This is a genomic window from Ekhidna sp., from assembly GCF_040223195.1.
Taxonomy (GTDB): domain Bacteria; phylum Bacteroidota; class Bacteroidia; order Cytophagales; family Cyclobacteriaceae; genus Ekhidna.
In genome coordinates, this window is the sequence record NZ_JAVKDX010000012.1 from 250683 (window position 1) to 261856 (window position 11174).

Consider the following 11174-nt stretch of genomic DNA (forward strand, 5'->3'; position numbering starts at 1 on the left):
TGCTTAAACGGGAATTTACAGCATTTGATCAATTAAACCATCCAAACAACAGCGATATGCCGAACGTAGGCCCGTCATAGTCACCGGAATCGAAGTAGGGATTGTCCACACCAATCGTCTTTTGGAATCCGATGGCAGCATTCACCTTAAACCAATAGGCAATATTTGCCTCCCCCATAAATTGCGGGTTGAAAATGAATACATCGTCTTTGTTTACCTGCTCATTGGTAGCAAGTGATTTTGTGGTGATCCCGCCCCAGCCAAGTTTAGTTTCTACGCCAAAATGAAGGAGGTTGTCAGGGTTGATATTGTACCCTAGCCAAAAGCCTCCATGACCGAAGCTTGAGGTATACTCTGTGCTCCCAACCGTCACATTTTTGTTTCCAGTGAGGCCAAGACCATACCCGCCAATAAAAAAAGTGTTGTCAAAAAGTATAGCCCCTCCGCCACCAGTGAGGGTGGATAGGTCTCCGTCGATTGGCATGAAGGAAAACAAAACCGCTCCAAAACCCGAGATATCTTCAGGGTCGCTTCCAATGAGGGTTTTTGGCCGTTCGCTTTGAGCCATTGTGATAATAGACATCACAAGCAATAGAATAGTAAAAGTCCTTTTCATGTGTATAGTGTTTAATTTTCTAGGCACATGGAATTCGCATAAATAGTATTCATTCACCGGTTGGTGTTTATCATCTACGCTCATTTCATGTGTATAGTGTTTGTCTTTTGAGTTATGAAATTATGTGTTCAGGTCATTGGAAGGACAGAGAAAATGATGGAATGTTTCCAGCGCCGGATGAATTGTTGAATAAAGTATCCGGCCAAAATGACCGTATGGATATAAGCTTCGGCCATAGTGGCACGTTGGGGTTTTTGGAATGGCTTTTGTTTTTTACCGAAGAAAGGAGACTGAAATGAGAGTTGATAAAAATGTGAGTAAACGGCTGGCAGAGACCGCCAACATCATAAACACGATACATGGGGGAAGTATTTATCCTACTTTTAATACGACGACTGAAAAGGATCACTATCGCCTGGAAGTAAGCGCACCTACGATTGAGCCTGATGATATTAAGGTAGAAGTAAACGGGAGTGACCTGATGATTTATCAGAACATTCACGTAAATGCATACACCCTCCCGAATATTCTGGGCATTATCAAAATTTCAACTGATGTGGAGTTGGAAAATATCCACGCGGAGTATGAAGATGACCTGCTGGTGGTGATCCTACCCTTCAGCGAGATGTCCGGTGGATTTCAAAAGGAAATAGACATCTTTAAGCGATAATTATTCATCATGCAATGTGTCGGCAGGGTTGAGCCGTGCTGTTTTGAATGTGTGAAATGCTACGGTACTTATTGCAATCAGTACTATTAAAATGGCAGGGGTCAAAAATATTGCTAGTCCAAGCTGAATTCTATTTTCAAAATTATTGAGCCAGTTGGTCATCAGCCACCAGCTTAAAGGAGCGGCAATGACAATTGAGACAACCACTAGTTTCACAAAATCCCATGTGAGCAAGGTCAAAAGTTGCTGGATGGAAGCCCCTAGCACCTTTCTTACTCCGACCTCTTTTGAGCGCAGACTGGTGTTGTAAGAAGCCAGCCCAAAGAGACCTAAACAGGCCACCAAGATGGCAAGTGCTGCAAAGAGCCCGAAGATTGATCCAAACTTTACTTCAGCTTTATACTGTTCATTGTAATAGTCATCCAAGAAGAAGAAGTCGAAAATTTTGTTGCCGAAAGCAGCTTCCCAATTCGCTTGTATATAGTCTACAGCATCAGCTATATGGCTACTTACTTTGACCGAGTAGAATCCGGAAGTAGATGGGAAGTATCTAAAAATTAGGGGGTCATAGGCCTGCTTCGGGGATTCTTGCCTATAGTTTTTTACCACCCCCACAATATTGAAGGTATCTCCCCAGAACAAGATTTTTTGGTTGATGGCTTCCTCTGCCTCTTTAAATCCCATCTGCGCAACAGCAGCTTCATTTAAAAGCACATTGCTTTCTTCCGACCCAAATGTCTTATCAAAAGCTCTGCCAGAGACCAATTCCAGCCCATAAAATTCTGTGAAGTTGGCATTGGCACCAAGTATTCTGTATTGGTTACTTTCCGAATCATCCTGAGATAATAGCCTTATGCCACCAGCATTCCAGTTGGGTGTTCGGCCAGGAACAGCCGATGAAGTTGTGTAGTCTTTGATAGTGGGATTTGAATCCATGAAATTTCTGAAAACTGCATCTTTTATGGACATTACCGAATCACTTTGATAAACTGGAGTTTTTATAACCATTGTTTGATCAATCTTCACACCTAAGTCCTGCGATTGCAGAAAGTACATTTGTTTGTAGACTACAAATGTGCCGGTAATCAACACCACCGAGGCTAAAAATTGGAATGTAACTAAAGCTCTTCTTAGGTTGTTTCCACTTGTACTTGAGGTAAATTTTCCTTTTAGTACTGAAATAGGCTTGAAGTTGGAAAGTACAAATGCAGGATAGAATCCTGAAATGATCAAACCTAATAGGAACACTAAGCCAAGACCAACCCAGAAAAATGGAGCATCGGGCCATGTATATGGGATGCTTTTTCCAACAAAACCATTGAAGGTCGGGAAAATCAGGACAACAAACAGTGCTGCAATTGTGAATGAAATCACGTTCAGGAAGAAGGATTCGAATAAAAACTGACCGATAAGTTGCGCTCTATGGCTCCCAAGCACCTTCCTGATGCCCACTTCTTTAGCTCGACTCAATGCCCGAGCGGTTGTCAGATTCACATAGTTGATCCATGCTATGAAAAGAACAAAGAGACCAATAATAAGTAGAAAGTAAGTTGTCTTTTCGTCCCCTGTTGGCTTTATTTCTGCTCGATAGTTAGATGTAAGATGAATTTTAGTGAGAGGTTGCAAAATAAGCTCGATTCTAAAATTTGTTTGATCTTCTTCCCCTATGAGTTCGGTGAGCCACGGATCAAATTTTTCGGCAAGTAGATGTGGATTCACCCCAGAGTGTAGCTTCACGTAGTTCAAAAAACCATCCCAATTCCATTCGGTTCTGGAATCTTCACTTGTGAAGAATACAAATGAATCGAATGAATAAAGAAGATCGAACTTCATATGAGATCTTTCAGGTAAATCAGGAAAAACTGCGGTTACCTTAAAATCATAAGCATCATTTTGCTTGATCATCTTGCCCATGGGATCTTCGTCACCGAATATTTTCTTTGCAAGTGACTCACTCAATGCAACGGTCATTGGTTCCTTTAAGGCGATACTGTCCACGCCTCTTAGGAGTGGAATAGAAAAAAATTTGAAGAAATTCTTGCCGGCATAGTAGGGATTAGAAAGCTCAAAGTACTTCTTGTCGTATGAAATTTGAGCTCTGCTCTGAGTTAGGTTTACAAATTCTTTTACCTCCGGAAAATCACGATTCAAAAAGTGCCCAGCTCCAGCGGCTCCAGCCGCCCACTGTGTGGACAGCTCACCTTGGTTGTATCTATTGGTTTGAACTCTATAGATATTCTCTTTGTCAGGGATGAATGTATCATATGTGAGCTCCTGATACACGTACTGGAGAATCATAAATCCGGCGGCCATACCAACAGCGAGTCCAAAGATGTTGATGGAGGCATAAAACTTATGCCGTTTCAGATTTCTAACAGTTGCAATGAGGTAGTTTTTAAACATAGCTTCAATATTTGAGTGTTTTGACCTTTTTCTAAATCTTGGCCGCAAGAACCCCAGCACCTGAAAAAGATGAATGATATTGGTTCTAAAAGCCCCTTTTATTTCTTTGTTTTCCAGATATGATTCTTCCAAGTCACCTAGTATTCCTTCCAAAATGGAGGGCTTGCAAAAGCGCTCAAGCAGATCGCTTGTAAACGAAAGAATTCTAGGCTTTCTATCCATTTGTCAGTGCTACTTCTGGCATAGACTTCCACATTTCATCTCTCATTTCTTTCATTCTTGTAATCGCGGCTTTGCCTGAAGTGGTCAATTGAAATAGTCTTTTCCTTCTACCACCTCGCTCCGGGGTAGCTCCGTCGTATCTGGCGCTCAGATACCCCTTTTCCTCCAGTCTGGATGTCACAGAGTGAACTGTACTGATCGTGATACTACGCTTGCAGCGTTCTTTGATTTCTTTTTGAATAGCCAGACCATAGGCATCATCATAGAGGATGCCTACAGATAGCATAACCAATTCTTCTAATTCACCCAGATTTGTTCCCTTCACAATGATGTTACTTTTATAAATTTAGGATGGTTACAGATTTCTTTCGATTTTGTCGAAAACGAAAATTTAGACAAGTAGTTTCATATAACAACATATTTCTTTCGATTTTGTCGTAATTGGTTAAAATGAATAATAGCGATATCAATAATCACTTTGGGGATATGGATCTATTCCTGATGGATGCGATCCTAAAAGGAAAGATCCCAGAGGGTGGACGTATTTTGGATGCGGGATGTGGTGAGGGCAGGAATGCAATCTACTTTTTGCAAAATGGTTATGAATATCACGGGTGGGATTTGGAGGAATCTGGGATTCGCCTGGTGGAGTATCTGGCCAAAAATTCAGAAGGAGTAAATGCGAATTTCAAGGTTGCTGATTTTCGAACCGAAGAACCCAATCAGCCTTTTGATATTATCATTTGCAGCAGAGTATTACACTTTGCCAGGGATGAGGAAGATTTCAAGTTGATGATCAATGCAATGGACAAACTTCTTAAGGAATCCGGATTGCTATATTTTTCGATGGATTCCGTAGTTGGAAGTTCAATAGCAAAACCGCTCCCCGATGGAAAATGGGAATTTCCTGGTGGAAAAATAAGGTTTTCACTGACAGAAGATCTCTATGAAGAAACAAAAAAAGGGTTCGAAGAAATCGAACCCTTAAAAACCGTAATTTACCAAAATGAAAGAGCGCAGAGTTTTGCGCTATTGAAAAAGCTTTAAACGCACCCTTGTGCAAGCATGGCATCCGCCACCTTCACAAATCCTGCGATATTCGCTCCTTTCACATAGTCTACATAATCTTTGCTCACCTGACCATGATTCACGCAGTTTTCGTGAATGTTTTGCATGATGCCTCTCAGCTTATCGTCTACTTCTTCTCTTGTCCACGACAGTCGAAGCGAGTTTTGTGACATCTCTAGTCCTGATGTAGCCACACCTCCGGCATTGGATGCCTTACCCGGGCTAAACATCATTTTATGCTCTTTGAACACCTCAATGGCTTCTGCGGTGCACGGCATATTGGCGCCTTCATACACACCAATGCATCCGTTTTTCTGCAATACTTTGGCATCATCAAGGTGAAGCTCGTTTTGAGTAGCGCATGGATAGGCAATGTCACATTTAATGTGCCAAGGGGTTTTCCCCTCATGATATTCCGCACCGTATTTATCGGCGTATTCTTTTATCCTGCCCCGCTTCACATTTTTCAGTTCTTTTACAAACTCAAGTTTTTCCTGCGTAAAACCTTCCTTATCATATACAGTCCCTCCAGAATCAGACATGGAGACTACTTTCACGCCATTTTGAAGGAGTTTTTCTACGGTAAACTGTGCAACGTTTCCAGACCCGGATACCAAAGCAGTCTTGCCGTCCAGATCATCGCCCTTGAATGAAAGCATCTCCTTACTGAAGTAGACACATCCATACCCGGTGGCTTCCGGTCTGATGAGCGACCCACCAAAAGGCAGCCCTTTGCCGGTCAGCACTCCCGTAAATTCATCCCTAACCCGTTTGTATTGACCAAAGAGGTAGCCGATCTCCCGGCCGCCAACACCAATATCTCCGGCAGGCACATCTGTAAACTGGCCAATGTATTTGCTCAGCTCAGTCATGAAGCTTTGGCAAAAACGCATAACCTCATTGTCGCTTTTTCCTTTTGGGTCGAAATCAGAACCGCCTTTTCCGCCTCCCATGGGCAGGGTAGTCAGGCTGTTTTTAAACGTTTGCTCAAAGGCCAAAAATTTGAGAATACTCAAGTTTACCGATGGGTGAAATCTTAGACCTCCTTTATAGGGGCCTATTGCTGAGTTCATTTGAATTCGATAGCCTCTGTTTATCTGCGCTTTCCCTTTATCGTCGATCCAGGGCACGCGAAACATAAATACTCTTTCGGGCTCACACATTGCTTCTAGCACATGAGAATCTTTATATTTTGGCTTATCAGCAATAAATGGGATAATAGTTTCGGCCACCTCGTGTACTGCTTGCAAAAACTCAGGCTCGTGGGGGTTTTTCTTCGCAACTGAATCTACAAATTGCGAGATTTCTTTGGAGTGATTGGACATGTTGTGATAGTTCTATTTATGAGATGAATTTAGGGGTTTTTTATCTGAAAATGATCCGTAAAAAGACGGAATATTGTCAATGTTAAACTTAGGTCAAGCGTATTTAATCGAAATACAATATTAACCTAAAACCTGACTAACACGTGAATCGTAAATTGACTGTGATATAAACCACTATCAACATGAATTATTTAAGACTAGAAAACGAGATTATTTCTTCGGTTCAGAGCTTAAATGGCCATCAGCAAAGTGATGTTTTGGACTACATCAAAAACATCAAACCTACTAACCACAGCACGAGGCTGTATAGAAGGAAGGCCATGAAGGAGATAAGAGAGGCACTGAAAGGTGCTTAATCCTCGGACAGAACGATAACCATATCGTTTTCCGCAAGGGTAAACTCTTCTGATTTCACAGGATTCAATACCACACCGTATTGTTCATCGGCACTTCTTGCTTTGCTAATTGTTCGGTATCCTATTGCTACTTCATTCTTTCTCGCAGCAGACTCCAGTATGGTATAGAAATTCATCGGAACGCCGGTTTGCACATATTCTTTGGCCGGCTTGATATAAATCTCAGACCCATCTGCATCAAACAGATCTTCAAATACACGCATCAAATCTTTGTTTTCGGAAACCTGGCTCATCAATAAACTGATCAGCTTGTCACTTACAATAAAGTCATCTGCACTGGTGATATCAGCAAGCTGCCGGTTTCGGATGTCGAGCATCTCACTCACAATTTTGTACTTGCTTCCTTTTATTTCAGTAAAGTTTCTTAAGTGAAGAAGGGTAATTAGCGTTTGTGCATCTGCCTCCTGAATGGGGAAATAATTTTGATAGCAAAGCAGTATGATGTAGTCATACTTCTCCAGGTTCATTGATTCCAGCGTTTCCCTGCCAGTTGTGTCGATTACTTCAAAATCAATGTTAATGTTGCTAACAGTATTTTTAAGTTTTTCTACTGTTTTCTCCGCATCTCCAAACTTGGAGACAATGTGAACCTCCGATCCTGGCGGCACGTAATTGTCAAGCTCCCGGATGATATATCTCGCCCGATTGTTCCATCCTACAATCAGGAGCTTTTCAGCATCTTGTGGCTCAGGCTCTGTATACACGATGTTGCTTTCAATGGGCTCGGTTGGTTTGGCATTAGGTACCAGCGTATCATCATCTGCTGTGATGCCGATAACCTTGTCCCCACTATTGAAAATTGTATCCATTGGTGGATTGATGGATACACTACCATCTTCAAATTGTATCCCCATAATGGAGGAGTCTTCATAAGCGAAAAGAACCTCACGGAATGTCTTTCCTACTAAAGAAGGTGCGCTTTCAAAGTAGATTTCATCTCCGTCAAAGTCCATCAAATCCTGATAAACCACACTTAAACCGGACTGCCTGCTGGTCTGAACCATGATTTTTGAAATAATCTCATCAGAAAGGATCAGCTCCACTTCACCTTTCCCCACCATCTTAGCCACATCGAAGTTTTTCTTATCTTCCATTTCTGCGGTGATGTGGTATGGTCGTTTTTCGGGGAGGCCCCTAAGCTTTTCCCTTTTCGGATCGGTTACGATGGCCACAATCGTCTTGATGATCTGGCTGTCCGAGTTTTCATTTTCTTTGTCCAGGATGATGATCGATTTTGCATCAAAGGGGTTGGCGATTTTTAAATCATGTACATCAATCGGATTACCTGTTCGGCAGATCACCTGAGTGTTTCGGGTATTCCCCACCTTGTCCTTGATTTCATCCTCCATTAGCACCTTATCCATATCGGCTAGGATAACAACTACTCCCCTTTTCTGATTTTCATTGGCTTCTACAAGCTCAGGGATGATTGTAAATATTTTTGAAGACCAACCGAGGATGAGCACATGATCCCGCTCAATCACAAATGACCGGCCTTTTCTCAACGCTTCCAGCTTTGTCAAAATACCATTAGAAACAAGACCAATCAACGTGGAGATAATAACCAGACCTATTATCGTGGTTAGCATCATGAACAACCTGAATGGCCAGTTTTCATCATGGTTTCCCAATACCCCGGGATCCAACGCATGAGTGAGGTTTACCCAAAATGATTCATATATTGTGAACTCATTGTCGTGATCAGGGTGTAAACCAAGCAGCAATAGAAATGTACCAAAAATGACAATAATGATAACGGTAATTACACCAAGTCCTTTTATCATGGAGATGGTACCCTGAGACACAAAACTGTCAAAGCGATACTTGATCCTATCTAGAAGGGAAATATTTCTCATGTTTTGATTGTTTCTTTCGGCCCTTTTAAAATTAAGGTCTGGTAGTAATGAAAGTACTCCAGACTTGCGTTAATTCAAAAATGAATCATTCATGGTTACAGGCAGCAAAACTACTCCTAAAATAATGCAAATTTATGACTGAGGGAGATTTAGGCTCAAAATGCCAATTGTCAATAAGATGACACAAAAAAATTGGTAGTATTTTTAAAGTAAGCGTAATATGCTTCTATGAATAAGATCATCACCTTCCTGATTGCCATTCTTTTGCTGGCATCTTGCAACCCCACCACTCTCACCTTTTCATTCATATACAATGATGAAGGCCCCAACAAAGAGATTGCCACTCGTATGAAAAACCTGCTGGAGAGCAAGTATAATGTGGAGATTAGGCTTGTAGAGGGAGTGGGCACAGATGCGAACCTGGATAGTTTGGTAGAGGGCAAAATAGACATAGCCCTGGTGGAAAATTATGTAAACTACCGTGAGGGGCTAAACTCTGCATTTTCGGTCTACTCGGAGGTACTCCACATTTTTCACAAAGAAAGTGTGGATGGAAGCTCTTTTGAATCACTAATTTATAGTGGGCCTGTCTACATCGGTCGGGAGCAATCTCCTACCTACAACCTAATGATGGATTTGTTCGATTTCTACGGTCTTGACCCATCACTTATTGACGTTACATTCAACATGTCGGAAGCTGGAGTAGTGGTAGAACTTACCAACCTCTTTTCAAAGGAGTCACTTAAAGCTTACGAGGGATTTAACATGTTTTCTTTCGACAATGTGGAAAATCTGGGTAGCGCATCCATAGCTGAAGGGATAGCCTTAAAGTATCCCAGAATGTCCCCATTTGTAATTCCGCAAGGTTCGTATTGGGGATTTTCAGACGTGCCAATAGTGACGCTCGCAGTAGACTTGATAATGGTCGTGAGGTCCGGGATGCTTGAGGTTTCGGTCAATGATTTTGCACAGACGATGCTCAGAAACAGACAGATTTTCACTTCCATAGACCCACTCCTTTTCAATGGGCTCAGGGAGGATTTTGATCAGAGTATACTAAATATTCCTCTGCACGAGGGGGCACGAACCTTTCTGGACAGGGATGAGCCGAGCTTCATAGAGCGCTATGCAGAACTTGGAGGTGTGATTCTTTCAATCATCATCGCACTTTGGAGTGGGATCGTGTCGCTCACCAAATGGCAGGCCCAGAAGAAGAAGGATAAGATTGATGAGTTCTATGAAGACCTCATTAAAATCAAGAATGCAATTCCTACTCTCAAGACAATTTCAGAGGGAATACAAAAGATTCGCAGGGTACAGGCCGCTCAGAACAAAGCTTTTGAAATGCTTATTGCCGAGAAATTGGTGGCGAATGACAGTTTCCGTATTTACATGGAATTGTCTAAAGAAACCATCAACGACCTGAGGGGAAGAATGAGAGTGCTAAAGGCAAAAGGTTAAGACACAACTTCTTAAAAATGAAACTTTTACCACTTATTGGTGATGCTTTAGCTTTTATGCAAAATCGAACCTAAATTCGTGCTCAAATTCTGAGTGAGCATTCATGGGTCTTTTTGATTTTTTCCAGAGCGACATAGCTATTGATTTAGGTACTGCCAACACGCTGATTATCAGCAAGGATAAAGTGGTGGTAGACGAACCTTCTATCATCGCCATTGATAAAAACACGAACAAGGTACTTGCCATTGGGCGTGAGGCCATGCAAATGCATGAAAAGACCCACGAAAATATAAAGACGATCAGGCCGCTTAAAGATGGTGTGATTGCAGATTTCCATGCTGCAGAGCACATGATTCGGGGCATGATCAAGATGATGGATAAAGGGAAGAAAAGCTTTTTCCCGGCATCACACCGAATGATCATTTGCATTCCCTCTGGGATTACCGAAGTGGAGAAAAGAGCTGTGCGAGATTCAGCAGAGCACGCAGGAGCTAAAGAAGTTTACATGATCCATGAGCCAATAGCCGCTGCAATAGGTATTGGTATTGACATAGATCAGCCGGTTGGTAGCATGGTGGTGGATATCGGAGGAGGTACTACTGAGATTGCAGTTATAGCCCTGAGTGGAATAGTTTGTGATCAATCGATCCGTGTGGCTGGAGACTCTTTCAACAAGGACATTCTCGATTATATGAGAAGGCAGCACAATCTTTTGATTGGGGAGAGAACGGCCGAAAAGGTAAAAATCGAAGTTGGCTCAGCATTGACAGAACTTGATGATGATGCACCGGAAGATTATGAAATCCGGGGCAGAGACCTAATGACCGGAATACCGAAAGTGATTAAGATTTCTTATTCAGAAATTGCTTTCGCAATTGACAAGTCAGTCTCGAAAATCGAAGAAGCGGTACTGAAGGCCCTGGAAATTTCTCCACCCGAACTTTCTGCGGATATCTACGACAATGGAATTTACCTGACAGGAGGAGGAGCTATGCTTCGAGGCTTGGATAAGCGCCTGGCTATGAAAACCAAACTTCCTATTCATATTGCTGAGGATCCATTGAGAGCGGTGGTGCGAGGTACTGGTGCGGCACTCAAAAATTTGAATCAATATAGAGCGGTATTGATGACTTAAGA

At 42.1% G+C, this 11174-nt stretch carries 10 protein-coding genes; 5 read left to right on the forward strand and 5 right to left on the reverse strand.

Annotated elements, in window-relative coordinates:
• Positions 1–28 precede the first annotated feature (28 nt).
• On the reverse strand, positions 29–616 hold the full coding sequence (locus tag RLN88_RS06020; RefSeq protein ID WP_350220476.1) for a hypothetical protein: 588 nt from the start codon (positions 614–616) through the stop codon (positions 29–31).
• Positions 617–911: 295 nt separating this feature from the next.
• Here RLN88_RS06020 and RLN88_RS06025 point away from each other — a divergent pair, with 295 nt between their 5' ends.
• A complete protein-coding gene (locus RLN88_RS06025) occupies positions 912–1286 on the forward strand; it encodes an Hsp20/alpha crystallin family protein (protein ID WP_350220477.1) in 375 nt (124 codons plus the stop codon).
• Here RLN88_RS06025 and RLN88_RS06030 read toward each other — a convergent pair whose 3' ends face one another.
• Together RLN88_RS06030 and RLN88_RS06035 are read right to left on the reverse strand one after the other, a co-directional pair.
• The gene (locus tag RLN88_RS06030) at positions 1287–3911 is read right to left on the reverse strand and encodes an ABC transporter permease (RefSeq protein ID WP_350220478.1); all 2625 of its coding nucleotides are present in this window, start codon (positions 3909–3911) and stop codon (positions 1287–1289) included.
• Positions 3904–4236, reverse strand: a complete 333-nt coding sequence (locus RLN88_RS06035) for a PadR family transcriptional regulator (protein ID WP_350220479.1) — start codon at positions 4234–4236, stop codon at positions 3904–3906. The genes RLN88_RS06030 and RLN88_RS06035 overlap by 8 nt, the downstream gene beginning before the upstream one ends.
• A gap of 125 nt (positions 4237–4361) precedes the next feature.
• Here RLN88_RS06035 and RLN88_RS06040 point away from each other — a divergent pair, with 125 nt between their 5' ends.
• Positions 4362–4958, forward strand: a complete 597-nt coding sequence (locus RLN88_RS06040) for a bifunctional class I SAM-dependent methyltransferase/NUDIX hydrolase (RefSeq protein WP_350220480.1) — start codon at positions 4362–4364, stop codon at positions 4956–4958.
• Here RLN88_RS06040 and gdhA read toward each other — a convergent pair.
• Positions 4955–6304, reverse strand: a complete 1350-nt coding sequence (gdhA, locus tag RLN88_RS06045; protein ID WP_350220481.1) for an NADP-specific glutamate dehydrogenase — start codon at positions 6302–6304, stop codon at positions 4955–4957. The genes RLN88_RS06040 and gdhA overlap by 4 nt on opposite strands.
• A 182-nt stretch (positions 6305–6486) precedes the next feature.
• On the opposite strand from gdhA, the gene RLN88_RS06050 reads away from it, so the two are divergent.
• Positions 6487–6660: a hypothetical protein gene (locus RLN88_RS06050; protein ID WP_350220482.1), complete on the forward strand. Its 174-nt coding sequence runs from the start codon at positions 6487–6489 to the stop codon at positions 6658–6660.
• Here RLN88_RS06050 and RLN88_RS06055 read toward each other — a convergent pair.
• Positions 6657–8576 carry a CASTOR/POLLUX-related putative ion channel gene (locus RLN88_RS06055; RefSeq protein ID WP_350220483.1) on the reverse strand — a complete coding sequence of 640 codons (1920 nt, stop codon included), beginning with the start codon at positions 8574–8576 and terminating at the stop codon, positions 6657–6659. The two genes, RLN88_RS06050 and RLN88_RS06055, sit on opposite strands and share 4 nt — an antisense overlap.
• 228 nt (positions 8577–8804) lie before the next feature.
• Between RLN88_RS06055 and RLN88_RS06060 the strand changes: the two genes are divergently transcribed.
• Together RLN88_RS06060 and RLN88_RS06065 are read left to right on the forward strand one after the other, a co-directional pair.
• Positions 8805–10037, forward strand: a complete 1233-nt coding sequence (locus RLN88_RS06060; protein ID WP_350220484.1) for a TAXI family TRAP transporter solute-binding subunit — start codon at positions 8805–8807, stop codon at positions 10035–10037.
• Between the two features lie 103 nt (positions 10038–10140).
• Positions 10141–11172, forward strand: coding sequence for a rod shape-determining protein (locus RLN88_RS06065; RefSeq protein WP_350220485.1), 1032 nt, complete (start codon positions 10141–10143; stop codon positions 11170–11172).
• The last annotated feature ends 2 nt before the right edge of the window (positions 11173–11174 follow it).

Coding starts and splice junctions, on each gene's coding strand:
- RLN88_RS06065 (WP_350220485.1), top strand. CDS start 10,141: ATGGGTCTTTTTGATTTTTTCCAGAGCGACATAGCTATTGATTTAGGT.
- RLN88_RS06025 (WP_350220477.1), top strand. CDS start 912: ATGAGAGTTGATAAAAATGTGAGTAAACGGCTGGCAGAGACCGCCAAC.
- RLN88_RS06050 (WP_350220482.1), top strand. CDS start 6,487: ATGAATTATTTAAGACTAGAAAACGAGATTATTTCTTCGGTTCAGAGC.
- RLN88_RS06055 (WP_350220483.1), bottom strand. CDS start 8,576: ATGAGAAATATTTCCCTTCTAGATAGGATCAAGTATCGCTTTGACAGT.
- RLN88_RS06020 (WP_350220476.1), bottom strand. CDS start 616: ATGAAAAGGACTTTTACTATTCTATTGCTTGTGATGTCTATTATCACA.
- RLN88_RS06030 (WP_350220478.1), bottom strand. CDS start 3,911: ATGGATAGAAAGCCTAGAATTCTTTCGTTTACAAGCGATCTGCTTGAG.
- gdhA (WP_350220481.1), bottom strand. CDS start 6,304: ATGTCCAATCACTCCAAAGAAATCTCGCAATTTGTAGATTCAGTTGCG.
- RLN88_RS06040 (WP_350220480.1), top strand. CDS start 4,362: ATGAATAATAGCGATATCAATAATCACTTTGGGGATATGGATCTATTC.
- RLN88_RS06060 (WP_350220484.1), top strand. CDS start 8,805: ATGAATAAGATCATCACCTTCCTGATTGCCATTCTTTTGCTGGCATCT.